Annotated in this window: 22 protein-coding genes; 6 read left to right on the top strand and 16 right to left on the bottom strand. The window is 45.8% G+C overall.

The window, feature by feature from the left end; all coding sequences use genetic code 11:
• Window position 1: 1 nt before the first annotated feature.
• From WJQ40_RS04200 to WJQ40_RS04190, 3 genes are all read right to left on the bottom strand, one after another.
• Window positions 2-931: a glycosyltransferase family 2 protein gene (locus WJQ40_RS04200; RefSeq protein ID WP_118798013.1), complete on the bottom strand. Its 930-nt coding sequence runs from the start codon at window positions 929-931 to the stop codon at window positions 2-4.
• A 99-nt stretch (window positions 932-1,030) separates the two neighbouring features.
• Complete coding sequence (locus WJQ40_RS04195) at window positions 1,031-1,417, bottom strand: helix-turn-helix transcriptional regulator (protein ID WP_118798012.1); 387 nt, start codon at window positions 1,415-1,417, stop codon at window positions 1,031-1,033.
• Between the two features lie 74 nt (window positions 1,418-1,491).
• Entirely contained in the window at window positions 1,492-2,160 is a 669-nt protein-coding gene (locus WJQ40_RS04190; RefSeq protein WP_262574897.1) for an HAD family phosphatase, read from the bottom strand.
• A gap of 144 nt (window positions 2,161-2,304) precedes the next feature.
• Between WJQ40_RS04190 and WJQ40_RS04185 the strand changes: the two genes are divergently transcribed.
• From WJQ40_RS04185 to WJQ40_RS04165, 5 genes are all read left to right on the top strand, one after another.
• Entirely contained in the window at window positions 2,305-3,756 is a 1,452-nt protein-coding gene (locus WJQ40_RS04185) for a hypothetical protein (protein ID WP_337538082.1), read from the top strand.
• Complete coding sequence (locus WJQ40_RS04180; RefSeq protein ID WP_337538080.1) at window positions 3,753-4,586, top strand: TPM domain-containing protein; 834 nt, start codon at window positions 3,753-3,755, stop codon at window positions 4,584-4,586. Before WJQ40_RS04185 ends, WJQ40_RS04180 begins: the two co-directional genes overlap by 4 nt.
• 161 nt (window positions 4,587-4,747) lie before the next feature.
• On the top strand, window positions 4,748-6,040 hold the full coding sequence (locus WJQ40_RS04175) for a 6-phospho-beta-glucosidase (protein WP_337538078.1): 1,293 nt from the start codon (window positions 4,748-4,750) through the stop codon (window positions 6,038-6,040).
• A 23-nt stretch (window positions 6,041-6,063) separates the two neighbouring features.
• A complete protein-coding gene (locus WJQ40_RS04170; protein WP_337538076.1) occupies window positions 6,064-7,002 on the top strand; it encodes a BadF/BadG/BcrA/BcrD ATPase family protein in 939 nt (312 codons plus the stop codon).
• 5 nt (window positions 7,003-7,007) lie between these two features.
• Window positions 7,008-8,036, top strand: a complete 1,029-nt coding sequence (locus WJQ40_RS04165) for an ROK family protein (protein ID WP_337538075.1) — start codon at window positions 7,008-7,010, stop codon at window positions 8,034-8,036.
• Window positions 8,037-8,094: 58 nt separating this feature from the next.
• Here WJQ40_RS04165 and WJQ40_RS04160 read toward each other — a convergent pair whose 3' ends face one another.
• The 11 genes from WJQ40_RS04160 to WJQ40_RS04110 all read right to left on the bottom strand — a co-directional run bounded on the left by WJQ40_RS04160 (window position 8,095) and on the right by WJQ40_RS04110 (window position 20,200).
• Complete coding sequence (locus WJQ40_RS04160; protein ID WP_337538073.1) at window positions 8,095-8,817, bottom strand: hypothetical protein; 723 nt, start codon at window positions 8,815-8,817, stop codon at window positions 8,095-8,097.
• Between the two features lie 87 nt (window positions 8,818-8,904).
• Window positions 8,905-10,551: an extracellular solute-binding protein gene (locus WJQ40_RS04155; RefSeq protein ID WP_337538071.1), complete on the bottom strand. Its 1,647-nt coding sequence runs from the start codon at window positions 10,549-10,551 to the stop codon at window positions 8,905-8,907.
• Window positions 10,548-11,423 (bottom strand): carbohydrate ABC transporter permease, encoded by an 876-nt coding sequence (locus tag WJQ40_RS04150; protein ID WP_337538070.1) that lies wholly within the window; start codon window positions 11,421-11,423, stop codon window positions 10,548-10,550. The genes WJQ40_RS04155 and WJQ40_RS04150 overlap by 4 nt, the downstream gene beginning before the upstream one ends.
• 11 nt (window positions 11,424-11,434) lie before the next feature.
• On the bottom strand, window positions 11,435-12,325 hold the full coding sequence (locus WJQ40_RS04145; RefSeq protein WP_337538068.1) for a sugar ABC transporter permease: 891 nt from the start codon (window positions 12,323-12,325) through the stop codon (window positions 11,435-11,437).
• A complete protein-coding gene (locus WJQ40_RS04140; protein WP_337538066.1) occupies window positions 12,325-13,431 on the bottom strand; it encodes an ABC transporter ATP-binding protein in 1,107 nt (368 codons plus the stop codon). Before WJQ40_RS04140 ends, WJQ40_RS04145 begins: the two co-directional genes overlap by 1 nt.
• Complete coding sequence (locus tag WJQ40_RS04135) at window positions 13,394-14,431, bottom strand: WYL domain-containing protein (protein WP_337538064.1); 1,038 nt, start codon at window positions 14,429-14,431, stop codon at window positions 13,394-13,396. The genes WJQ40_RS04140 and WJQ40_RS04135 overlap by 38 nt, the downstream gene beginning before the upstream one ends.
• Window positions 14,432-14,659: a hypothetical protein gene (locus tag WJQ40_RS04130; protein WP_262574882.1), complete on the bottom strand. Its 228-nt coding sequence runs from the start codon at window positions 14,657-14,659 to the stop codon at window positions 14,432-14,434.
• 56 nt (window positions 14,660-14,715) lie between these two features.
• Window positions 14,716-15,840 carry an SLC13 family permease gene (locus WJQ40_RS04125; protein ID WP_337538061.1) on the bottom strand — a complete coding sequence of 375 codons (1,125 nt, stop codon included), beginning with the start codon at window positions 15,838-15,840 and terminating at the stop codon, window positions 14,716-14,718.
• A 39-nt stretch (window positions 15,841-15,879) separates the two neighbouring features.
• Window positions 15,880-17,556 (bottom strand): ABC transporter ATP-binding protein, encoded by a 1,677-nt coding sequence (locus tag WJQ40_RS04120; RefSeq protein ID WP_337538060.1) that lies wholly within the window; start codon window positions 17,554-17,556, stop codon window positions 15,880-15,882.
• Window positions 17,553-19,289 (bottom strand): ABC transporter ATP-binding protein, encoded by a 1,737-nt coding sequence (locus tag WJQ40_RS04115; protein WP_337538059.1) that lies wholly within the window; start codon window positions 19,287-19,289, stop codon window positions 17,553-17,555. Before WJQ40_RS04115 ends, WJQ40_RS04120 begins: the two co-directional genes overlap by 4 nt.
• Window positions 19,290-19,471: 182 nt before the next feature.
• Window positions 19,472-20,200, bottom strand: coding sequence for a hypothetical protein (locus tag WJQ40_RS04110; RefSeq protein ID WP_337538057.1), 729 nt, complete (start codon window positions 20,198-20,200; stop codon window positions 19,472-19,474).
• A 323-nt stretch (window positions 20,201-20,523) separates the two neighbouring features.
• Between WJQ40_RS04110 and WJQ40_RS04105 the strand changes: the two genes are divergently transcribed.
• Window positions 20,524-21,879 (top strand): AAA family ATPase, encoded by a 1,356-nt coding sequence (locus WJQ40_RS04105; protein ID WP_337538056.1) that lies wholly within the window; start codon window positions 20,524-20,526, stop codon window positions 21,877-21,879.
• Between the two features lie 1,175 nt (window positions 21,880-23,054).
• Here the strand turns inward: WJQ40_RS04105 and WJQ40_RS04100 are convergent.
• Together WJQ40_RS04100 and WJQ40_RS04095 are read right to left on the bottom strand one after the other, a co-directional pair.
• Window positions 23,055-23,975: a nucleotidyl transferase AbiEii/AbiGii toxin family protein gene (locus WJQ40_RS04100; protein ID WP_337538054.1), complete on the bottom strand. Its 921-nt coding sequence runs from the start codon at window positions 23,973-23,975 to the stop codon at window positions 23,055-23,057.
• On the bottom strand, window positions 23,962-24,579 hold the full coding sequence (locus WJQ40_RS04095; RefSeq protein WP_262574859.1) for a hypothetical protein: 618 nt from the start codon (window positions 24,577-24,579) through the stop codon (window positions 23,962-23,964). The genes WJQ40_RS04100 and WJQ40_RS04095 overlap by 14 nt, the downstream gene beginning before the upstream one ends.
• Window positions 24,580-24,818 lie beyond the last annotated feature (239 nt).

The raw sequence follows: 24,818 nt of genomic DNA, 5'->3' as shown, positions 1-24,818 counted from the left end.
GCTATCGTTCCTCTTTTACAAGATAGATTGGACGATTTTTTACCTCCATATACGTCTTGGCAAGATACTCGCCGACAATTCCAAGGCAGAACAGCTGTACACCGCTGATCAGTGAAATAATACATACGAGTGATGGCCATCCGGAGGTCGGATCTCCAAAAATTGCTTTCCTTATGATCGTAAAGATGATCAGCCCAAACGAAACCAGGCAGAAAGCAACTCCCATAAAAGCTGCGAATGCCAGCGGCGCAGTCGTAAAGGAGGTGATCCCTTCCAGGGAATATATAAAGAGCTTCCAGAAGGACCACTTTGTTTCTCCCTTCTTACGCTCCACATTTTCAAACTCGATCCACTTTGTCTTAAAGCCCACAAAGCCGTAAATCCCCTTGGTAAAGCGGTTGTACTCCTTCATGGAAAGGATGGCATCTGCCACCTGTCTTGTCATCAGCCTGAAGTCTCTGGCTCCATCCACGATCTCCGTCTCTGAAAAACGGTTCATCAGCCTGTAGAACAATCTGGCAAACAGTGATCTGATCGGGGGTTCTCCCTTTCTTGTCACACGTCTTGTGGCCACAGTATCATAGCCTGCTGCAATATCTTCAAACATCTGCGGCAGGAGTGACGGCGGATCCTGCAGATCTGCATCCATACATGCCACATAATCCCCCTGTGCCTTTTCAAATCCGGCATAGAGCGCTGCTTCTTTACCAAAATTCCTTGAAAAGGATACATAGTGTATCCGCGGATCCTTTTCCTGCAGCTTCCTGATCTCAGAAAGGGTTCCATCTCTGGAACCGTCATCTATATACCACAGCTCAAAGCCGATCTCATGAGCCTCAAAGTATGGTTCGTTTTTGATAAATTCCTCATAGAAATAGGGAACATTCTCTTCTTCATTGTAACAGGGCACAATCGCACTGAGCAGCTTCAATTGTCTACCTCCTGCATTTTGATAGTTAGATTTACTATATCACACATTGAAAAATAGCACAAGAAAAGCAGCCATATGGGGCTTCTCCACATGACTGCTCTAATCGTTTTCTTTCTGTGCACTTTTTACACCGGTACGATAAATATAATCTATGTTTTTCAGGACATCCGGCATGATCTTCAGTTCGCTGTCCGGCATGACCTCAAGCAGCAATGCCACCTCATCCTGATAGATCTGCCTGCTCTGTTTCTTCAGGCTTCCGCAGACCAGCTCATCCAGTGAACAGTCCAGCGCATTGGCAATCTCTATCACTGTTTCCAGGCTTGCCTTGGTTTTGGCATTTTCCACATTACTCATATGCTGCACCGATACCTGGATCATTTCAGCAAGAGCCGCCTGTGATATATGATTTTCAGACCGTTTCCTTCTGATCCGTTTTCCCAGATCCTCATAGTTGACTGTCACTGTTTCACCACCGTTCAGCATTGTAATACAGTCACTATTCTATCCAAACCGTCCCTTCTTTAAAATCAACCATGCAAATAGTTTATTTCTATAATTTAATCCCTTGGGAAGTTTTTGTCGAGCCAGATCCTTACCTCCAGCAGGTCTTTGCAGATCTTATAGGCAAGCTCCTTCATCTCCTCTGTCACCGGCATCATATCCGGCACCATTACAGGCGTTGCCCCGGCACGGCTGGCTGCCCGGATCCCATTATGGGAATCTTCTATGATAATGGCTTCCTGCGGCTTCACAGCAAGCTTTTCACATGCCATCAGGAAAATATCCGGCTCTGGCTTGCTTTTCTTAAGCATATCCCCACAGGTCAGGTTATCAAAATACGGCATCAGTCCCGCATCCCGGATCTCCTGCGTCACAGTAGCCTCCTTGGTCGAAGAAGCCAGTCCCACGATCCATCCCTTTTCCTTCAGATAAGGAAGCAACTCTGTCACACCCTTCTTCATCGGCAGCCTGCCTCCATCATACCTTGAATGAAAGAGTCTTGAATTTTCTGCCCGGCATTCCTCATAGGTCAGGCCATTTTCCCCATAAAGGCTGTAAAAGATCTTAGCTGACCCTGCTTCATTGACACCCCTTGACAGATCACAGTATCTTTCAATGCCTGTCAGTCCGAATTTCTTCGCTGTCTCCTCCCAGCAGGCCAGACTCAGCCGCTCTGAATCAAAAATCACTCCATCCATGTCAAAAATCACTGCTTTGTATTTCATATACATTTCCTCAAACATTTCCTCAAATTCTTTTATTGAACATCTGCTCTGTTTTCGCTACTATAGAATAAGAGATTACCCGTATCTTCGCAAGTGGCAAGTTCAATTTTCTTGTCAAAAGTCATAGAAAAGAAAGGATATCCTATGTACGAATGCCCAAACTGTGGCGGTAATCTGAAATTCAGCATTGAAGATCAGCTGATGAAATGTGATTACTGCCAGACAACCTTTGATCCGTATTCCCTGAAAAAGGAAAATGACGCAGAAGAACTCTTTGCCTTTGAAGCAACTATTTTCACCTGTCCGCAGTGTGGCGGAGAGATCCTGAGTACCGATAATTCTGCAGCAGAATTCTGCAGCTTCTGTGGCGCTTCTACCATTTTGTCCGGCCGGCTTTCCAATGAAAAGCGGCCTGTACGCATCATTCCCTTTAAAATTACGGAGGATTCCTGTAAAAAGGCTTATCTTGGCCGGATGCGCCGTGCCCTTTTCGCTCCAAAGGAGCTGAAGCAGGAAAAAGCGCTGAACCAGTTCCGCGGCATATACATTCCCTATTACTGCTATCATGTAGTACAGAAGGGAGCTGCGCAGCTCAAAGGGAAAAAACAATATCGCAAGGGCAGCTATGATTACACCGATCATTACCGTCTCACAGGCGATATCGATGCCTCCTACAGCCATCTTTCCTTTGATGCCTCAGCTACTCTTGACGATACTATCAGCAGACAGATCGCTCCTTATCAGCCCTGTGACGAAAAGCAGTTTACCCCCGCCTTTTTGAGCGGTTTCTATGCAGATATCTCTGATATCGGGGAAACTGTTTATATCGAAGACGCCAAGCAGATCGCCAACACTGCCAGCATGAAGAAGATCAGGGAGATGAAGCCCTTCAAAGGCCTTCATCCGGATCCCGGCATTACACTCTCCAGTCAGAATACCTCTCTCTGCACGAAAACAAAACGCCCGGAAGCTCTTATGTATCCTGTCTGGTTCATGTCCTACCGGCATAAAGACCGTGTGGCCTATGCCACCATCAACGGACAGACCGGGAAGATCTCTGCAGATATTCCGATTGATCCGGTGAAATACCTGATCAGCACACTGCTTCTTGCAGTTCTGCTTTTTTTCCTGCTAAATCCTGTACTTATCCTGACACCGACCGGGCTTCTGATACTGTCTGCCCTCCTGTCTGTGGTCACCTTTATCCTGTTCTGGCTGGAAACCCGTAAGATCTACCGCCGGGAAACAAGGCTTGATGATAAAGGCTATCAGGATCTTGCCGCCAGACAGACGAAAAAAAAGTCAAAGAAAAAAACAAAGAAAGCAACCTTTACCATGACCTTCGGGGAATTCTGGACTTACAGTAAAGCTCCTCTTTTCGGCACGCAGCTTCCCGGGTTCCTTGGTTCCCTGTTTGCCCTTGTGATCGCCATTATCGTTCTTATGATAGATCCGGTATCCGATATCTGGTACTATGGCGGCTGCTTCCTTACTTTCCTGTGCACACTGTTTACCATGGCAGCCATTCTGCTGAAATATAATACACTGGCTACAAGGCCTCTTCCGCAGTTTACCAGAAAGGGGAATGACGCATGAAATACCTGATCTGCTATATTGAAAATATCACAAAACACGTTTCCCAAAAGCTCCTGAAAGCTGTAACAATGGCGGTTCTTTTATCTCTACTGGCTGCCGGTCTTCTGCCTGCCGGCACTGTATTGGCAGAAGAATCCGCATCCTTCTCCTGGTATAATCCGGAAACCGGCTACGACATCCTGATCGAGGATGACGCGGCTCTTCTGACTACGGAAGAAAAGAATCTTCTCGCCGATACCATGGAACGTGTCAGCTATTATGGCAATGTGGCCTTCAAAAGCATTGACTATAATCCACAGTCAACCTCCTCCTACGCCCGTTCCTATTTCCACGAAACATTTGGCAGCGGCGTGGTGAATGGTACCCTGTTTCTGATCGATATGGATAACCGCGAGCTGTACATATTCAGTGATGGTGATGTTTACAGGACAGTTACAACCTCTTATGCCAACGTTATAACCGATAATATATATACCTACGCTTCAGATGGAGACTACTTCACCTGCGCAGACAATGCCTTCGACCAGATTGCCTCTCTGCTTGAGGGACAGAAAATTGCCATGCCCATGAAATATATCAGCAATGCCCTGCTGGCTCTTCTTCTTTCTGCCCTGCTGAATTATTTCCTGGTAAGCTTTCTTTCCCGCAGCCGAAAATGCTCTGATGAAGAGCTTCTTTCTGCCGGTCAGGCCTCCTTTGCCTTCCGCAATGCAGCTGCCAAAAAAACAACCACTACCAAGGTTTATAACCCTTCCAGCAGCGGTGGAGGAAGCTCAGGTGGCGGTGGCGGAGGAGGAAGCTCAGGCGGCGGTGGCGGACACAGCTTCTGATCCTCCTGTTCTCCTATACTGCATCAATCAGGCTGCTACTTATTTAATTTTTTTAAAAAAGTTTCATCAAACCTCTTGCATAACCTTCAGTCTTGTGTTAGTATCATATTGTACTTATTAAAGATTATTAAATAAGTTTAAATAGAGGAGGTATCAAGACTATGAAAATTGCAGTTATCGGCGGAGGAAGCAGCTACACACCTGAATTAATGGAAGGCATCATCAACCACAAGGATTCCCTTCCTGTCACAGAGGTCGTCCTGATCGATATTCCAGAAGGCGAGGAAAAGGTTTCCATTAACACAGCCTTTGCAAAGCGTATGGTAGAGAAGGCCGGACTTCCCATTTCTGTCCGTTACACACTCGACAGGAGAGAGGGTCTTAAAGATGCTTCCTTTGTTATCGCACAGATCCGTGTAGGTGGTCTGGATGCCAGGGAAAAGGATGAGCGGATCCCGCTTAAATATGATGTGATCGGCCAGGAGACAACCGGTCCCGGTGGATTCTTCAAAGCACTCCGTACCATTCCCGTCATGCTCTCCATCTGCCACGATATGGAAGAGGTCTGTAAGGATGCATGGCTTATCAACTTCACCAATCCATCCGGTATCATTACAGAAGCGATTCTGAAGAATACCAAGGTAAAATGTATTGGACTTTGCAACGTATCCATCAATATGCGTTATGACGCAGCAGAACGCCTTTCCGTTTCTCCTGACGAGCTTGACTGCCGCTTCATCGGTCTGAACCACTTAAGCGTCATGAACCACGCTTATTATCAGGGCAAAGACAGGATCCTGGATGCTGTCAGCGTTGAAAACACAGAAAGTGTTGTAAAGAATATTCAGAAGGATGCGGAAATGGATGCTGTAGCTAAGGAGCTTGGCTGCCTTCTTTCTCCTTATATGCAGTATTTTTACACCGAAAAGGAAGCTCTCCAGCATGAAAAAATGGAAGCGATCGGTCTTACCGGCACAAGGGCAGCTCAGGTAAAGGAGGTGGAAAAGAACCTCTTTGAATGCTATAAGGATATAAACCTCAGGGAAAAGCCTGCCGCACTGGCAAAGCGTGGCGGCGCAAGGTATTCCATGGCTGCCATCTGCCTGATCGACAGTATCTACAATGATACAAACGATGTCCAGGTTGTGGATGTTTTTAACAATGGAATTATCCCCCAGCTGCCTGACGATGTCGTTATCGAGGTAAACTGCCGCATCGGCAGAAATGGTGCCGCTCCCCTTGCTTCTGACGTTCCTGCTTCCGTACTTGGTCTGATCGGTCAGGTCAAGGCTTATGAAGAGTATACTATTGAAGCTGCCATAACCGGAGACAGGAACAAGGCACTCATTGCCCTGTTAAACAATCCCCTTATCCATGATGTCAGAGATGCCAAAGGTATCCTGAATGAGCTGTTAGAAGCGCACAGGGCTTACCTGCCCGCCTTCTTTCAGTAATCCGGTGAGAAAGGAGCCCTGTCATGTATGTACTTGGTATTGATGCCGGTGGAACTAAAACCCACTGCGTGATCGCAGATGAAAACGAAAACATTCTTGCTGAAGGCCTTGCCGGGGCTTCCCAGCACCAGCTGTTTGGAATCAGGCAGACAGAGAAGAACCTGCAGCTTGCGGTCTCTGCCGCCCTTAAGGAGGCAGACCTTACTCTTCAGGATCTCTCCTACGCTGTGCTTGGTATGTCAGGTGCTGACGGTGAAGATGATCTTGCCCTGTTAAATCCGGCTGCCGAAAAAGTACTGCCCGGCGTTCCCTTCCGGGTAGTGCATGATGCCTGGATCGGCATGTACTCTGCCTTAAAGGAGCCCTTTGGTGTTGTTTCCATCTGTGGAACCGGCGCCGGACATGCCGGCCGTAACAGACAGGGTGATGAGCTGACGCTCCGTAACCTGGATTACCGCCTTGGCAACTATGGCGGCGGTGGTGATCTGGTAGAAAAAGCACTGCATTATGCCTTCCGGTCTGACGAAGGGACCTATGAGAAATCAGCTCTTGAAGCAGCAGTCCCTCCCATTTTCGGTGTTTCCACGATGGAAGATGTATGCCGGCTCTTAAAGCAGAACCCTCTTTCCGACAAGGAACGCTATCAGCTTCCTATCACTGTCTTTCAGCTTGCCAACAGCGGTGACTCTGTCTGCCGTATGCTGATCCAGGATCTAGGCCATGAGGAAGGGCTCTATGCTGCTGCAGTAATCCGGAGACTTCATATGGAAAATGAACAGGTACCTGTCGTTCTGATCGGCAGTCTGTTCCACTCAGATGATCCTCTGCTTCTTGATCCCTTTATGGAAGCTGTACGCACCGCTGCCCCTGCAGCTTATCCTGTGCTCCCTACCCGGAAGCCTGTGACCGGTGCTGTCAGAATGGCTCTGTTCATCCTGCAGGACATAAAAGAAAGGAAATAAAAGCTTTGACAAGAAAAAAAGAACTGACCGGTAAACCAGCGGTCATGAAAGAAATAAATATCAGTCTGATCGTAGATGCGCTTCAGACACTCGGCTCTGCAAGCCGTGTAGAACTGTGTAATTATACAAAGATCAGCCAGCCGACTGTAAATCAGCTCATCCGTGAGCTGATGACCGACAACACCGTTCTTTCTCTTGGCAGCGCTGATTCCACCGGTGGCAGAAAGGCTGAGGTTTTTACACTGAACAGCAAGCGGTCTGCGATTGCCTGCATTACAGTGACCATGAACGGGTTTTCCTGCTGTATAACGGATATGAACCTGACAGAGGAGTGTTCCTTTACCTGTAAGCATCAGGATGGTGCCTCCTACACAGAAGAGCTCTGTACAGTAATCGAAAAGCTCCTGGAAGAAGCTCCTGATACCGGTGCCATATCCATCGGCCTGCCTGGCGCTGTTTCAGAAAAAGGCACTGTATATGCCATCTCCCAGATCCCCGAATGGGAAGATCAGGACATAGGAGCTATACTGCGAAAAAGGTTTCCGCTTCCGGTTTCCGTCATCAATGACATCAACGCTACAGCTCTTGGCTATCTCAAGATAGATGAATCTGACTGTCAGAACCTGATCTATCTGCAGATAAATGGCACCGGTCTCGGTGCCGGTATTATCATCGGGCGCAGGTTATACCACGGCTTTGCAAGCTTTGCCGGAGAAGCCGGTTATATGCAGATCGGTAACAGGCAGAGCGTGGAAAGCCAGCTGCTCTGTGCTGAGGCTGATGAAAGAGCCGGTCTTCTATCCCAGATCGTGATCAATATAATCTGTCTTCTCAACCCGGATAAAATAGTTATTGGCGGTGCAGAGATCACAGATCAGTTTATGTCCATTATTGAGTCAGCCTGTAAAAAGGCTCTTCCCCCTTCTGTACTTCCAGTCCTTTCCGGAACCTCTTCTTCTACAGAATGTTACCAGAAGGGACTGGCTGACAGAGGATTTTCCCTGCTTGACAAGGGTGTCCATCTTCTGAAATAAGCAGGACACCAATCAGTGCTATGAGCAGCCGGCAGAAAATTCCTGTAATCTGGTTCTGTTATTTAACAGTTACAGATGTGATGTGAGGATTTACACCCTCATACCAGTAAAGAAAGCCTTCCATATCCACAGTATCACCAACCTTCAGGTTCTTTACGGTCTGATATACTTCCGTTGTATTATCGCAAAGATAGGATTCTATGGTAAAGGTATAGGTCTGTCCATTGTAAGATACCTGGAAATAAAGATCATCCCCATCACTGCCTGAGCCATCCCAGCTGTACAGGAAGGCTGCGCCATCACCGGAATCCTCTACTGTCATTCCCTTGAAGGCTACAAACTCATTCTGATGATCAATCAGTTCATCTGTGCCAAGCAGAGAAGTTACATCTTCTGCCTCTGCTACATAGCTGCCATCCTCGATCTCGAATACAGCATCAGTCACCTCTACTTCACCGGACCACTCAGATTTGTAACCGGTCACCTTGATCTTGGTTCCGGGAACAAGCTTTTCATAATCCTCCTCGGAGCATGCCATATTGTAAAGGAAGTAAGCGCCATCCTTATCCTGAGAATAAACAGTTGCCTGATCATCCCACCAGGACTGCTTTGCCTGCACATAGGTTTCAATTACCACTTCACTGTCAAGCGGTGCTGCCATGTACTCTTCATAGGTCATAACACCTTCTGACTTCTCATCTGTTCCTGCATCCTTGCTGCCACAGCCTGCCAGCGTAAATACCATAGCTGCTGCAAGAAGCACTGCCAAATACTTTTTCATATTTTCCTCCATTCTGAAGCCTCATAAGAAATTTTATCATCAGCGGGCTTCAATCCTCTGTCATTGTAATGAAGTTTTAACTATAAATCAATCTTTTTTGTGATTTTCCCTGTATTTTTTAATTATTTGCAGACTGAAGATAAGCAGCAGAATCACCCATACTGTGATCAGGCTTCCCAGAAGAAGCTTCGCTGTCACAGGAAGCGGACCAAGCTCCTCCTTCTCACCGGTCGCTGTACTTCCCCTCTTCAGCCTGTACAGGGAGGTCACATCACTGTACAGCTTACTGATATAGGCATCATCCACCGTTTCTCCCCTTCTTACCGACTTTACCGTACTCTCTATAAGCTGGCCTGCCCCGTCACGCAGGGAAGCCGATCCGTTGAATACCGGTGTCACAAAGGTATCATCAAGATGTGCCATCAGCAGCTCTGACGCTTTGATCTTTACTTCATAATGGACATTATTGTCCTCTCCGATCCTGGCAAGATAATCCTGATATTCTTCCGACTGCTGTGCCCTAGTAGTTACCGGAAGATACCCTTCCGTTTCTGCATAGGCTGTCTGCACCTCATCTGACAGAAGATACTGGGTAAACAGCCAGGAAGCCAGCACCTCCTGCGGATCTGCCTTGTTAAAAATACAGACAGACGGTCCCTGGGAGATCATCTTAGGGTTCCCGGGATCAAACTGGGGCACCATCATTACCTCTGTTTCAAAGGAAACCAGCTTATCCTCACTGATATCGCAAAGCGGTGCATCCGTTCCCATCCAGGTTGCCCCTGCTGTGGAGTCCACAGCGAATATACACTGTCCGGCATTCAGGAAATTGGCGGGATAGCTGGAAATCTTAAAGGTAGAAAATGCCTTGGTTTCAGCATGCCCTGCAATTGTCTTCAGCAGCTCTGCCGTAGTATCATTGAATATCTCAATATTCCCTGCTTCATCCGAATAGCCTGCACCCTTCTGATACAGCATCTGGATCATCATATTGTCTGTGGACTTATACAGGAACGGGATCATGACATTCTGTCCATTTACCTTGAAATTTCCGTCTGCATCCTTTTCCATGGCCGCTTCGGAAACCTCCCATATAAAATCCCAGGTCAATGTTTCCGGCAGCGTGTAGCCCAGCTTTTCCACATAGGTTTTATTCACATAGCAGGCTTCTGTGGAGCGCATGTAAGGAAGTGCATAATAATGATCATCAAAGCTGCATTCCTTCAGGAACTGCGGAACGATCTCCTCTTCCTTCACAGAATCAAACCTTACCTGATCTCCCCCAAGTCCATAGGAAGCATCTGCAAACAGATCATCTAACGGTACCACCACATTTGTACCTGTCAGATAGGTGGCGATATGATCCGGATAGGTGATGCAGACATTCGGTGTGGTTCCTGTAGAAATATTCGTAATCACATCATTGTAAATATCACCGTAATTCGTATAAAGCCGTAAGTTTACCCGGATATTCGGATATATCCCTTCAAAGTCCGTAATGGCCTTCTGATAAATGGCTGTCTGGGTTTTATTGGTATCATTTTTTGCCCAGAAGGTGATCTCATAGTTCCTTGTTTCATCAAAGCTTTCCGGAACAGCAAAGGCTGAAAGCCCCTTTGATCCATGGCAGCCTGTCAGAAAAAGTACTGCACAGGCCACTCCGGCAGACACTGCTGCCAGTTTTCTTTTTCGGTCTTCCCGGCCTCTCTGCAGCCGGTTCTTCCATGCTCTCATCCCTTGGTTCCTCCCTGGGATACCCCACTCATGATCTTTTCCCGGAAAATCAGAAACAGTACGATCAATGGCAATGATATGATCACTACTGCTGCCATCATGGCCGGTATATTTTCTCTTCCAAAGCCGTTCTCACGGATCTCCTGAATACCATTTGACACCAGATAATACCTTTCATTGTCTGTGATCAGCCTTGGCCATACATAGGAGTTCCAGCATTCGATCACCTTCAGGATCCCTACTGTGACCAGCGTTGGTCTGCAGATGGGGATCATGACCCTCCACAGATATTTCAGGTCAGAGGTTCCGTCCACCTTGGCCGCATAATAAAGAGAATCCGGTACCTGCGCAAAATTTTCCTTCAACAAATATATGTAGAACACACTGGTTACCGACGGCAGGATCAGACCTGCAAAGGTATTTCTCAGATTTAAGCTTGTGACCGTAGCAAAGTTCGTGATGATCACCAGTTCATTCGGAATCATCATCAGAGAAAGAAACAGTGTAAAGATCAGATTCTTTCCCTTAAATTCCAGTCTGGCAAAGGCGTAGGCTGCCAGCGTAATGACCACCAGCATCAGCGCTGTCGTGATCACTGTAAAGATCAGCGTATTCAGCAGATATCTGCCAAGCGGCACACTGATAAAGGCATCCGCATAATTCTTCAGCGTAGGTGACAGGGTAAAAAACCTTGGGATATATTCGGAATTATATTCTCCGTACCCTTTTACGGAGGTCAGCAGCATCCAGTAAAAAGGAAAGCATACCAGTACTGCCCATATCGTCAGCAGGATATACAGGATCGTTTGTGACAGCCGTTTCCTGTTCCTTGCCTTTTTTTCAATTACTTCATAATCTGTATTAGGTTCCATGCTCTTTTCCCTTAATAATATACGTGCTTTTTGCTTACCATGAGATTAATGCAGGTGATCGTAAGGATAATGACAAACAGCAGGATCGCCGCTGCCGATGCATAGGACGGATATCCACCGCTGTCCCCATACAGCATGTCATACACGTAGCCTACAATGGTATTCATCTCCGCTGCATTCAGGTCAGTCCCAAACAGTGCCACCGCATCGCTGTATTCCTTGAAGGCTCCGATAAAGCCTGTGATGATCAGATAAAAGCAGGTGGGTGAGATCATGGGAAGTGTGATCTTATAAAAGATCCGGAAAGAAGACGTCCCATCTACTCTTGCGGCATTGTAATAATTCCGGTCTACAGATGCCAGCGCACTTGTCAGCAGCAGGATCTTGAACGGCATGACTACCCAGATGATATAAAAGCACAGCACAAACATCTTCGCCCAGTAAGGCCCGTCAATGAAATCCACCGAAGAAGCACCAAACCATTTCAGGATCAGGTTCACAAGTCCATCTGTATAGGCTGTCTTTTTAAACAAAATCATGAATACCAGACCAACTGCCAGTGTATTCGTCACATACGGCAGGAAATAGATAGTCTGGAACAGCTTCTGCAGCGGTCCGATAGAGCTGAGCGCCAGTGAGATCAGCAGAGCGATCCCTGTAGAAATGGGTACCGTGATCACAACCATCAGAAGGGTATTCTTCACTGCCTGCAGAAAATAGGGATCGTGAAGTACAAAGGAAAAATTGTAGGTTCCAATAGAAAAATAGGTCTGGGAGGCAAAATTGTATCCCTCCTCCATAGAATACACAAATACATCGATCAGCGGATATACCATAAAGCAGCCAAGGAACAGAATCGCCGGCAGCAGATATAGAAACGCTTTTCCATTTTTATTTTCCATCACTCAGCTTCCTCCGGATAGATCCTCTCTTCTGTTTCCTTATGGAACAGCAGCACCTTTGACGGACGAAGGGCGAAGCACACCTTCTTTTCCTTCACCTGCAGCCGCATTTCTGCATCAATAATAGATCGCACCGTGGGATTTATGGACACCGCACTTGTAGAGACCACACTGATATCTCTTCCCATCACCTCTACACGTACCAGGTCAAGTGACAAGGGCCCATCCTCCCGCAGGAGAAAGCCTTCCGGACGGATTCCCACAGTAACCGGCTGATCCTCCACCCCTCTGACAGAAAGCACAGCTTCCTCTCCGATCAGAAGCTGTCCCTTCTCCACGCGGCCTTCAAACAGATTGATCTGTGGTGTTCCAAGAAACCTTGCCACAAACAGATTCGCCGGGTTCTCATAGACCTCCTGAGGCCTTCCTGTCTGCTGGATCACTCCCTCTTTCATAACAACGATCCTGTCCGAAATGCTCATAGCCTCTTCCTGATCGTGGGTGACAAACACTGTGGTAATTCCTGTTTCCTTCTGGATTCTGCGGATCTCCTCCCTTGTCTGCAGGCGGAGTCTTGCATCCAGATTGGACAGCGGCTCATCCAGAAGAAGAACCCTTGGCATCTTTACAAGAGCCCTTGCGATGGCAACTCTCTGCTGCTGACCACCGGAAAGCTCACCTGGCTTTCTGTCCACCAGCTTCTCGATCTGTACAAGCCTTGCCGCTTCCATGGCCTTCTCTTTCATCTCATCCTTTGTCAGCTTATCCTTACCCTTCAGATTCTCCAGTGGAAAGGTGATATTCTGCAGCACGCTCAGATGCGGATACAGTGCATAATTCTGAAATACTACACCCACACCACGATTCTCCGGCGGCAGCTCCGTCACATCATCTTCTCCAAAAAAGATCCTTCCTTCTGTGGGCTTCTGCAGCCCGCAGATCATAAAAAGGGTGGTGCTCTTGCCACAGCCGGAAGGACCAAGGAGCCCTACCAGTTCCCCGTCCGGTATTTCAAAGGTAAAATGATCTACCGCAACCACTTCACCCTTTCCCTTTTTATCCCGGCTCTTAAATTTTTTCGTCAGATCCTGTAATACCACTTTCATGCTGATTCTCCTGTAAATACTGCTTCGATAATCTACGTATTTCTTCCTTCATTTCATCCACGACCCATACAGGACCGATGATCTGTATGCCGCTTCCAAGACCCATGACCCAGGAAAAGAACTGCCTGCTCACCGCTACCTTCACATTCATCGTGAAATGCTCTGCGTCCTTTTTCAGAAAAGGAACGTTTTTTCCAAAGCGGTCGATCACGATCCCTGCCATGGCATTATCACAGAGCAGCTTCACGTTCTCTTCCCTGCCGTCAAACATGCCAAACATCTTCCGTTCATAGACCGCCATATCAAATTCCTGAAAAACTTCCCTGCCCTCCCGTTTCTCCGGAAGCATTTCAATATGAAGCATCTTGTCTACCCGGAAATGCTTGATCTTCGTTTCACTGCTGTCATAGCCTACCAGGTAGTAATTCTCGTCATTCCAGGTCAGCGCCCAGGGGCTGATCTCATAATATCCACCGTTCCGGCGAAGAAGCATCTCTTTATCCACATTCCAGTTAAAATACTGGAAGCGGATCTGTGCATTCTCGCTGATCGCTGTGTGGATACTGTCTACATTATAATAAATGCTTTCGTTCATAGTCTTGACCCGTTCCGTCACATAGACCTGACGGTTCAGCTTGGAAGCCTCATACTGGCTTGCCAGTCCTTCGATCTTATGGATCAGCTCTGCTGACTTACGGGCCGTAATAAATCTGGCTGACTGCACAGAATCTACCAGAAGCTTTAATTCTGCCAGTTCAAACTGCCGGTTTCCCACATGATAATAATAATTCCGGTTTTCCTGCACACCGATCACATCAAGACCATAGGTACGCAGACTCTCCAGATCACTGTAAAGACTTTTCCTCTCCGCCGTGATCCCATAGGAGGCCAGCGCTGTGATCATCTCCTGTACGGTGATACTGTGTGTTTCATCCGTCTTTTCGAGAAGAATCTTCATCAGATAAAGGATCTTCAGCTTCTGGTTCATTCTCTCTGCCATCTACGATACCATGCCTGTCAGATTCCGGATCAGCTCCAGATCCTCAGCCTTTACCTTAAGGCTTGTCTCGATCCTCTCACCTTCCGGTGTCGTCACAATGATCTCCACCACGCTGTCTTCCCTAAGTCCCTTTGCATGCACTGCCCTGCAGAAGGCCGGGAATTTCGGATGATTTCTTTTAAAGGTGTTCCATGCTCCCATGAGCTTCATCATATTGCCAAAATCCATCGTATTCTCTTCCGTTCCTGATTTCATTCTTTTCGGTGTATTATACAATATTTCGTCTATCGGTACAAGTAAAGAGCTGCTGTCAACAGAAGAAACAGATAAATGATATTCACAAGCGTAAACCATCTGAGATATCTGCCTCTGTTTTCCTTATAACACTTTGTATAAAGCTTAAAAGAGATCAGGCTGGCCATAGATGCGATCAGGGTACCAAGACCACCAAGATTCACCCCGACCAGCAGATCTCTGTAATTTTCTGTAAAACCGGAAAGAAGTACTGCTGCCGGTACATTGCTGATCACCTGGCTTGCCAGAACCCCTGTCAGGATCTCCCGTCCACTCACAAAACGCTCCAGTGCTTCCCGGATCAGGCTGATCCTGCCAAGATTCCCAATCAGTACAAAGAAACTGATAAAGGTAACCAGCAGAGCATAATCCGCTCCTTTCAGAGCCTCTCTGTCAAAAATGATCGTGTACAAAAACACAGCTGTCACAAGGACACCATATGGAAGGATCCTGGCTACCACAAGCAGCGCAAGCAGAAACAACAGCCCATAGATCAGATTCCGGTGTTTCCTGCTCTGCTTTATCTCCGTCCCCTCTTCCATCCTGCAGGAAATCTCCTGTCCTTTTCCCCTGATACATAACAGGGAGAGCAGAAGAAGAACAAATGTCATCACAGTGTAAGGTAACAAGATCCCCATAAATTCCGGAATACTACAGTCCATAAGCCCGTACAGATACAGATTCTGTGGATTTCCGATCGGTGTCAGCATACTGCCAAGATTAGCTGCCACTGTCTGTAGGATCACTGTCGGGATCATCGCCTGTTCCTGTCCACACTTTTTAAGGACTAAGATACTGAAGGGTACAAAGGTAAGCAGTGATACATCATTGGTGATCAGCATGCTGAAAATGAAGCACAGCATGACAAGCACAAGGATCAGCTGCCAGAGCTTTCCCGTCTTCTGCAGCAGGCTTTTTCCAATCCGGTCAAACAATCCCGTCCGCTGAAATCCCTGCATGATCACCATCAGGCCAAACAGGATACCCAGTGTCCGGAAATCGATATAGCCGATATACTGCCTGTCCGGCTTAACAAAAAATGCCGACACTACCGCCAGCAGTGTGGCGATAGTCAGCACGGTTTCTTTTTTCATAAAGGATATTATCTTTTTCATGCTTTTTACCTCTTCTGTAACACATAGAATATACTTTGTTTATAGCATTCTCACGGTGATCACTCTTCCGGTTCTGGCATTTATCCTGTGGGAAATGGAGATCACCGTTCTTCCATCTGCTGCTCTCTGCAGTGCTCGTAATACTTCTTTTTCTGTCTGTGCATCCAGATTTGCCGTGATCTCATCCAGTAGAAGGATCTTCGGCCCTGCCGCCACTGCCCTCGCAATCGACAGAAGCTGCCACTGTCCCTCTGAAAAAATCCCCTCCATGCAGGGCGTGTCATAGCCTTTTTCCAGTGCCATAACCGTTTCATGAAGTCCTGCCAGCCTGGCTGCCTCCTCTGCCATTTCCGGCGTGATCGCAGGATCAAACAAAGTGATCTGGTCTCTTACCGTACCTGGAACCTGATGGAAGGTCTGCTCTACATAGCCAAACAGCTTCCTTTTCTCCTTTTCTCCCACTGTTCCGGCTCTTCTGCCATTTATCAATACACTGCCCTTCTTTGGCTCATACAATCCGAGCAGCAGCTTGAAGATCGTACTTTTCCCTGCTCCGGTTCTGCCAGCCAGTGTGATCTGCTCTCCTTTTCTGATCTGGAAACTGAAATCCTGCAGAATGTCCTGCTCCCGGTAACCGAAGGTGACATGCTGAAATTCTGCAATGATTTCATCCTGTTCCGCATCCCCTTCCCAGACAGCCGCCTGACTCTGCTTCAACGCTTCCTGCCGACCGGTCACTTCTTCCTTTTCCTCCAGTCCCATGAATTCATTGATCCTGTGCACGCCGGCTATTGCTGACTGGATCGTCTGGATCTCCATGCCAAGACTTTCCACCGGTCCAAAGATCTGGGAAATATAATTGATCACTGCTACGGCTGTACCGGCACTCATTCCAAAGAGCGTCAGCACCTGTGCATTCCCAGATGCCGACAAAAGCATGACAACTGCCACTACAACTGCATTCAGGATCAGGATCACCGGCGAATAAATGGCATCACAGAAATTGGACCGTTCCACCGCCCGGTAGCTTTCCCCGATATACCGGTCATAACGCTCTGTCATATATTTCTCTTTCTGCAGACAGTGGATCGTCCTGATATTATGTAACGTTTCCGGCACGCAGCCGGAAGCCCGTCCAACTGCCCTTCTGTTCTCCACCTGAGCAGCAAGCATACTTTTCTGAACCCTTCTGGTAAACCAGAACAGGAATGGCAGAATCACAGCAAGTACAATGGCAAGTCCTCTGTTTTTCACCCAGATCACTACAAGAATACTGATGATCCTGAAGGCATCAGCAAACATACTGATGATCCCGGAGGTAAACAGCTTTTCCACCATATCCACATCCCCTACAAACCGGGATACTACAGCACCTGGCTCCTGTCCCGTCAGGGAATCTGCCGTCAGATGAGTGTATTTGTCCATCAGGCTGCTGCGCAGGGCATGGGTGATTTTCTGTCCAAATACTGTCAGAAGTCCTTCCCTGAAGCTTTCAGAAAAACCGGTCAGGGCTGTCAGCCCAAAATACGAAAGGATCAGGATAAGAGCTGGCTCCTTACCTGCCGTTATCATATCGATCACCTTACCAAGGATCAGGGGCAGCAGCAGGGCTGTCACGACAGAGGCTGCCACAGCGAATACAATCCCTGCCGAAAGAAAGCTCTTTTTCCTTATAGTCCGCCAGATGATGCTGCTGACACTTTTTCTGTTTTTCATCTGTCCGCCCCTCCTTCCTGCTCCCCATACAGTTTCCTGTATTCAGGGCAGTTCTTCAGGACACTTTCATGACTGCCAATGATGACCCGTCCCTTTTCCATAAAGATCACCTGATCCATCTGCGGAAACAGATACAGTCTGTGTGACAAAAGGATCACGATGCTGTCTGCCGCCAGCTTTTTCAGGCTCGCAAATACCTGCTTTTCTGTCTCTTTATCCAGCGCTGAAAAAGGATCGTCCAGCACCAGAACCGGTCTCTTGTGGCAGAGCGTTCTGGCAAGTGCAAGTCGCTTTGCCTGACCGCCTGAAAGCCGGATGCCGCCATTTCCCACTACGGTGTCCATGCCCTGCTCCATTTCCTCCACTTCCTGATAAAGGCATACCGCTTTCAGAAGCGGACCCGGATCCTCGTCTTTTCCAAGAAGGATGTTGTTTCTTATCGTATCATCAAACAGCTCCGGATCATGCCCAAGATATCCAATGCTGCCGCTGCGCTCTGCATCCGTCAGTTCCTGCAGCTCTCTGCCGCCAAAAGTAATGCTTCCTTCATAGGGATATTCGCACAGAAAGGTCTTGCCAAAGGTGGACTTTCCACAGGCCACCGGCCCGGTAACGCCTATGATCTCTCCCGGCTCTGCCTGCAGGCTCACATCCCTGTAAATCGTACCTCCGCCAGGGTAAGAAAAGCTGACATGGGAAAGTACCAGTTCCCCGGCTGCTTCCTCTTTTGTCTCCGGAAATGGTGTTGCCTTCATCAGTGGTTTGATCCGCCTCCAGGACACCTGCGCCTTATGCACGGCATTGAACAGCTTCGCCGCACTGGAGGATTTCACTGACAGCCTGGCAAAGCAGGAAAGAAATGTAGTAAACACTGCTACATCAAAAACTTTCCAGCCGATCCCCAGTACATTCCTGCTGCCAAAATACAGGATAAACAATACGCCTGCCATGGATATGACCCGGTAAACCGGTGGAAGCGTGCTGCTCCAGATATTGGCTTTCACAGCAGCCTTTTCATAAGAAGAAAGCTCCTTTTCATAAGCTGCTTTCCGCTCTTCTTCACATCCATAAATCCGGTAGGTGATCGCATTAAAAGCCAGGTCCAGTGTCGCTGCACTTAATGCTCCGGATTTTTCCTTATAAATGGCTCCCGTTCTCTGCACGATCCCTTTCATCTTCTCTGCCACTATGTAGGAGATAGGTGGAAACAGCATACAAAGCAGTGCCAGCCGCCAGTCGTAGAAAAGCAGCATTCCTGCATAGGCGATCAGGGCAACTCCCGTATCAAAGATCTCTGTTGTAAACTTCCTCATTCCCTCCACGCAGTCATCCACATCCAGGATCGCTTTGGTCATCACATTGCCGGCTCCTTCCTCCTCAAGCTCCGTCCGGCTTTTCTGCACCAGACTGCTGTACAGGATCTCCTTCATCTGCCGGTTTACATTGTTGGCAAAGCGCCGCACATAAAAGCGCTTACAATATCTGGCGATCTGCACCACCGCAATCGTAACCACATAGCTGATAACAAGCGCCAGCATATCAGAAAAACCTGCCCTTTTCCCAAGCACATCAACAAGACAGCCCGCCATTTTTCCTTCAAACCACGGGCCGGCAAGAAGTCCTATATTGTAGATCAGCCCCGTCAGGGTGACAATGAGCAGCACAGGCCACTGAGCTTTGAAATACGACAGGATCCGGTCAGGCTGCCCGATTCCTTTTTCTTTTTTCTGCATACTATTTCGCATCCTCCTGCTCGCTTTCCGCCTCCATAATGTTCTTTTCTGGATCAGCCAATATAAAAAGGATATACTTCCATCTTCTAATGATAGTACATCCTTTTTCTCTGCCTAACAATCTGTTTCAGAACCTGAATCTGATGAAACCGAATCTGACCGTCTGAAACTAATATCAAAGCTTACTCTGTCCTGTCCTCAAACAGCTTTTCTATGTGTTTCTCCAGTTCGTCTTCTTCCTCCTCTTCAGCAGCCTGCTGTTTTTCAAGAAGTTTCTTTTTCTTCTCCTCTTCCAGTAGCTTTTCCAGCCGCTCTTCCTGCTCCTCTTTTACCTCATCCTGTGCATCATCAAATTCCTCCAGCAGCTTCTCCCACTCTTTCTTGCTGTAAGACTGGCCGCCGATCTGGAATTTCTCTTCTGTTTCTCCCTTTGTCACCTTTTTATAGATTTCCTGCATCTTTTCCCGGATGACCTGCTGCGCCTCTTCTCCATTTTCCATGTCATCGATCTCATGCTGCATTTTCTGGATCTGTTTATCCCTTGCCAGCGCACGCAGGATCAGATTGACATCTTCCGGTGAAAACATGCCAATGGCACGCGAAAGATCCCCCAGATTTTCCCGGTTTACCACAAGACTTCCACCACCGGAAAGTGCAATATTAATACACTTATTCTTGTCGGAAACATCTCCGAGGCAAATCCTGTTATTTTCATAATCGCAGGTAAAAATGACACCCTTGTATTCTATGATGCCATTCTTTGCCATGGCTCCATAGGGTACTGTCTTTCCATCCGCAGAGAGTGCATCTGAAAAACGCTCACTCTGCTTGTTTTCCTGCTTTGTCCCCTGTGTTCTGTTCTGATAGTCGTACAGTATGTTGTATGCTGTACCAATTCCTGAAACTGCCATTTGTCCTCCTTCTCTGTGATAACGTTCTGCCCTGTTATGATTTCTTCTCCTGCGGCGGGTCGCTTTAAGCGACATAAAAACGGATGGGCAACCGCTTCTGCAGGTCAGCCATCCGTAGCTTAATTCTCATCCGTGAACAATATTGGATTCCTTCTTTATGGATATCGGAGAGTTATGGAAAAATATTAGTACTATCAAACCGGAAAAGCGGACAATTTCTCAATATTTTCGTTGGAAAAACGGACAAATCAGGCAAAAATCTGTTGCATAAACGGGCAGTCAGTGACATACTATTAGTAAAGAAAGTGTTTTTGGAGGTTTTTATGATATACAGAGACATGGATCAACAAATAGAAGATTTTTTCTCTCACAATTCCAGAGAAGCTCTCCTGATTACCGGTGCCCGTCAGGTCGGTAAGACTTTTTCTATCCGAAACTATGCTAAAAAGCACTTTCCCTATGTGATCGAAATCAACTTTATCGAGACTCCACAAGCTGTTACTCTGTTTGAAAATGCCAGAGACAGCCGTGATATTCTTCTGCGCCTTTCCGCATTAACTGACATTCCCATGAAAAAGGGGGAAACCCTCATTTTCTTTGATGAAGTTCAGGAATGCAAGGAAATTGTTACTGCCATCAAGTTTCTGGTGGACGAAGGCAGCTACCGCTATATTCTGAGCGGTTCCCTTCTTGGTGTTGAATTAAAGGATGTCCGTTCTGTGCCGGTTGGCTATATGACCGTTTTCGAAATGTTTCCTTTAAATTTTATGGAATTTTGCCGGGCAAATAAGATTTCCGATCAGGTTCTCACCCATTTGCAGAATTGTTTTGAAAACAGGGAATCGATAGACTCCATGATCCATACCAAAATGATGGAATTGTTTCGTCTATACTTAATTGTCGGCGGTATGCCTGCCGTTGTACAGCGCTACCTTGATACCAATAACCTTCGTGAAGTCTATCAGATACAGCAGGGTATTCTGCAGCTTTATAAGAAAGATATTGCCAAATATGATCCGGAAGAAAAACTGTATCTGGAGGATATTTTCAATCTCATTCCCAGTGAACTGAACAGCAAAAACAAACGATTTATTTTAAAAAATCTCAATGAAAACTTCAAATTTTCCCGCTATGAGCACAGTTTTATCTGGCTGCGGGAAGCAGGCGTGGCACTTCCTGTCTTCTGCGTGCAGGAACCTGTACTTCCGCTTCTTTTATCCAAAGCAACCAATCTTTTTAAGCTTTTTCTGGAAGATGTGGGACTACTGGCTGCCATGTATGCTAATGGGCTGCAGCTTCGGATTTTAAACAATGAAGCTGACGTTAATTTTGGTGCAATCTATGAAAACGCTGTAGCACAGGAGCTGCACTCTCATGGTTTTGAGCTTTATTATTTTAGCAGCAAAAAGCAGGGCGAACTTGACTTTGTCATTGAGTATCAGGGCAATGTACTTCCCATTGAAGTAAAATCCGGCAAAGACTATACCAGACACCATGCTCTTTCTGCTGTATTATCCAATGAACATTATGCCATTTCACAGGCCATCGTATTTTGTAATGAAAACATTTCCGTGGATAATAAGGTTTTCTACTGTCCGATTTACCTCGCCGGATTTTTGAAACCGCAGATTCCTGATCAGGATTTCATTTTCCGTCTGGATCTGAGTGCACTTCAATGAATGGAAATAGCACTTGAAAGAATAACATTATTATGTTATATTAAAATCACAAAAAGGGAAAACCAGAGAAGCGGCTTACCCCAATAATTAAGTATCTGTTTATGTAACAGCCGTCATTATTGCAGTAATGGCGGCTATTTTCGTTTTCCCTTGAAAATCATGTAACACAATCCTACAAGGGTGCAAATGAATATTCCTATCTGAATTAAATCAGAGTATGTAACATACATTGGCATCTCCCTCCTTTCTTTCGTCTGGAGGGTCAGCCCCTCCGCAAAGAGGGTAAGCCGCCTGGCTCTCTGGTTTCCCATGTGTTTATATTATCATTACACAAAATAATTTTCAATTAAATTTTGACTATATTACTTTTGCTTTCTTCATAATAATTGCTCTTTTTCCGATGGTATGCCTTGAAAAAGATATATCACTATGTTATATTGAAATCATAAAAGGGAAAACCAGAGAAGCGGCTTACCCTTGAAAATTTCAACTAAACTTTTTAGTGTTTAGCCGTCATTATCGCAAGTAATGGCGGCTATTTTCGTTTTCCCTTGAAAATCATGTAACACAATCCTACAAGGGTGCAAATGAATATTCCTATCTGAATTAAATCAGAGTATGTAACATACATTGGCATCTCCCTCCTTTCTTTCGTCTGGAGGGTTGCCCCTCCACAAAGAGGGCAAGCCGCCTGGCTCTCTGGTTTCCCATGTGTTTATATTATCATTACGTAAAATAGTTTTCAATTAAATTTTGATCATATTACTTTTGTTTTCTTCATAATAATTGCTCTTTTCGGTGGTATGCATTGAAAAAGAAATATCACTATGTTATATTGAAACCATAAAAGGGAAAACCAGAGCAGCGGCTTACCCTCAATTATAACAGTTATTTAACAACAGCCGTCATTATTGCGAGTAATGGCGGCTATTTTCGTTTCCTTTGAACATTACATAACTCGATATTTTCTGCTATTACTTCATATGCTAAAGTCCAAAGTCACCAAGGTCAAATATCCTGCAAAGTCAGTCCCACAATATCTAAACCCAACAATAATTACTTTCCCAGTCTGGCAATAAATTCCTCCTCACTTCTATGCATCATTACCACAAATTCTTCATAATCTTCAGCGGCAGATGGTATTTTCAATCCTCTCTTCATATTATAAATTTATGCTACTTTATATGACCTTTCTTGTATATAAAAACATCTGATTGGGCTACAAGTGCAATTCCATTCTGCACAGCATAGTCATAATCAATATCTTCATACAAAAGTTTTTGAGTAACATTTTTATAATCCGATTCATAAAACTTACTCTCTATGATCTCCTTAAGCATCTCCGGAATAATATACTCCAGTTGCGCAGACGGATTGTTTGGGGAAAGCATTCGATCCTCACGAACTTTATCCACCAAGGCATCCATCTCCTCGTCCATCTTCAACTGCGCTGCTAATTTGCAAATATCATACAGATGTCTTGAATCTCTATCCTGCATATTTTGAATTCTGTAGTCACAGATTGCGAATACTTTATCTACAAATGTTCGTCTTATAGACTGCACATTCATATATACTTTAGCAGCTTTGAAAGGAATTGGTAAGTCAATTCCTTTCTCCTCACAGAAACGCCCTACAAAGCTTCCCACTTCATGTTTTTCTACAGGATATGCCGTCTGATAATAGCTCGTTTCTATGATAATCTCTACTGGCATGCTTACAAATAGAGACATATATTTAAAGACATACTTGTTATAATCATATCTTGATCTGATTTTATCAGGATTACCAAGTGTCATCCCCAGAGACTCTGCAATTTGTATGATTAATTCTTTCGACGCTTTTCTTTCTGACTCCGTTGGTTTTCTATTCATCGACAGGTCAATATCTTCTGAAAACCTGTCAATCATATTATACGCCTTGGACAGGGATGTTCCTCCCTTAAATACAAATGGCAATTCAGCCTTAGACAGTTCAGACAAGAACATTGATTGTACCATATCTTTTTCAACCATCAACTCTGTTCTGCCAATTTCACGAGCTACTGTCTCTATTATTTCTTTCCATTCCTTCGAATGATTTTTATACCAGTTCACTCATTAATCCCCCCTGATAAATATTCCTGAAAACCCGATCCGGAAATAACGAAATATATTCCTTAACCTTCATAAAATCAACATTAACAGCCCTTACAAACTCTTTTAGTTTTTTTTCAAGCTCTTCTCCTGATAATTCACTATATTTATCTATAGAAGACATCAGATCCAGAAACTGGAGTGCTGATTTATTCTCTTTATTGATTTCTGCTAATGGCTTATATACAATCACCTTGCGTCCATCAATATCAAGTTTTCTCTGCTTTGTAGTAGCCTCATTGGAGCATACTTCAATGCATGCCGGATTTTGAGTGGTAAAGCCATACATATTAGCAAGCTGTATTCCTGTTATATACCCGGAAACTTTCCCCTGATAAGATATATATTTTTTCTCTACCAGCTTATCTACAGAAACCCTTCCTTTTGTTCCGAGGATCGTCATATAGGACAAATAATAGACCCCATTATACAAACGCTCTACTTTACCTTCATCCGCCAACTGCTTCATTTCCTGTCGTACATAGTCTCTGGAATTTCCCGGAAGCTCTGACAGAAAAATCGGTTCATCTTTGTCATAATTATTTACTATATAATCGTATAGCACTTCACGCCTCACAAATTTGAAATATATTTTTTCTCTTTTATTATACTTCAAAATAAACTTCTGTCAAAGGTTATTCCCAGAAAAAATCCCCCTTAAACAGATCTGGTTTTGCCTGATCTGCTCAAGGGGGATCGCATTATCTATCATTGCCTGACATTTTTAGCATCCAAACAGCTCCGCTGTTTTCTTCATTCTCTCCGCAATCGGCACGCCAAACGGACACCGTGTTTCGCAGGCAT

The organism is Suilimivivens sp. (genome assembly GCF_037359455.1).
GTDB lineage: Bacteria > Bacillota > Clostridia > Lachnospirales > Lachnospiraceae > Suilimivivens > Suilimivivens aceti.
Note: the sequence above shows the minus strand (reverse complement) of the source record. Positions and strands in the feature narration are given on the sequence as shown.

What these genes read in the sequence shown, in the direction of transcription:
- WJQ40_RS04110 (WP_337538057.1), bottom strand. Translation starts at nt 20,200, where the DNA reads ATGGCAGTTTCAGGAATTGGTACAGCATACAACATACTGTACGACTAT.
- WJQ40_RS04195 (WP_118798012.1), bottom strand. Translation starts at nt 1,417, where the DNA reads ATGCTGAACGGTGGTGAAACAGTGACAGTCAACTATGAGGATCTGGGA.
- WJQ40_RS04170 (WP_337538076.1), top strand. Translation starts at nt 6,064, where the DNA reads ATGTATGTACTTGGTATTGATGCCGGTGGAACTAAAACCCACTGCGTG.
- WJQ40_RS04120 (WP_337538060.1), bottom strand. Translation starts at nt 17,556, where the DNA reads ATGAAAAACAGAAAAAGTGTCAGCAGCATCATCTGGCGGACTATAAGG.
- WJQ40_RS04135 (WP_337538064.1), bottom strand. Translation starts at nt 14,431, where the DNA reads ATGGCAGAGAGAATGAACCAGAAGCTGAAGATCCTTTATCTGATGAAG.
- WJQ40_RS04130 (WP_262574882.1), bottom strand. Translation starts at nt 14,659, where the DNA reads ATGGATTTTGGCAATATGATGAAGCTCATGGGAGCATGGAACACCTTT.
- WJQ40_RS04175 (WP_337538078.1), top strand. Translation starts at nt 4,748, where the DNA reads ATGAAAATTGCAGTTATCGGCGGAGGAAGCAGCTACACACCTGAATTA.
- WJQ40_RS04190 (WP_262574897.1), bottom strand. Translation starts at nt 2,160, where the DNA reads ATGAAATACAAAGCAGTGATTTTTGACATGGATGGAGTGATTTTTGAT.
- WJQ40_RS04185 (WP_337538082.1), top strand. Translation starts at nt 2,305, where the DNA reads ATGTACGAATGCCCAAACTGTGGCGGTAATCTGAAATTCAGCATTGAA.
- WJQ40_RS04155 (WP_337538071.1), bottom strand. Translation starts at nt 10,551, where the DNA reads ATGAGAGCATGGAAGAACCGGCTGCAGAGAGGCCGGGAAGACCGAAAA.
- WJQ40_RS04150 (WP_337538070.1), bottom strand. Translation starts at nt 11,423, where the DNA reads ATGGAACCTAATACAGATTATGAAGTAATTGAAAAAAAGGCAAGGAAC.
- WJQ40_RS04180 (WP_337538080.1), top strand. Translation starts at nt 3,753, where the DNA reads ATGAAATACCTGATCTGCTATATTGAAAATATCACAAAACACGTTTCC.
- WJQ40_RS04145 (WP_337538068.1), bottom strand. Translation starts at nt 12,325, where the DNA reads ATGGAAAATAAAAATGGAAAAGCGTTTCTATATCTGCTGCCGGCGATT.
- WJQ40_RS04105 (WP_337538056.1), top strand. Translation starts at nt 20,524, where the DNA reads ATGATATACAGAGACATGGATCAACAAATAGAAGATTTTTTCTCTCAC.
- WJQ40_RS04160 (WP_337538073.1), bottom strand. Translation starts at nt 8,817, where the DNA reads ATGAAAAAGTATTTGGCAGTGCTTCTTGCAGCAGCTATGGTATTTACG.
- WJQ40_RS04115 (WP_337538059.1), bottom strand. Translation starts at nt 19,289, where the DNA reads ATGCAGAAAAAAGAAAAAGGAATCGGGCAGCCTGACCGGATCCTGTCG.
- WJQ40_RS04140 (WP_337538066.1), bottom strand. Translation starts at nt 13,431, where the DNA reads ATGAAAGTGGTATTACAGGATCTGACGAAAAAATTTAAGAGCCGGGAT.
- WJQ40_RS04125 (WP_337538061.1), bottom strand. Translation starts at nt 15,840, where the DNA reads ATGAAAAAGATAATATCCTTTATGAAAAAAGAAACCGTGCTGACTATC.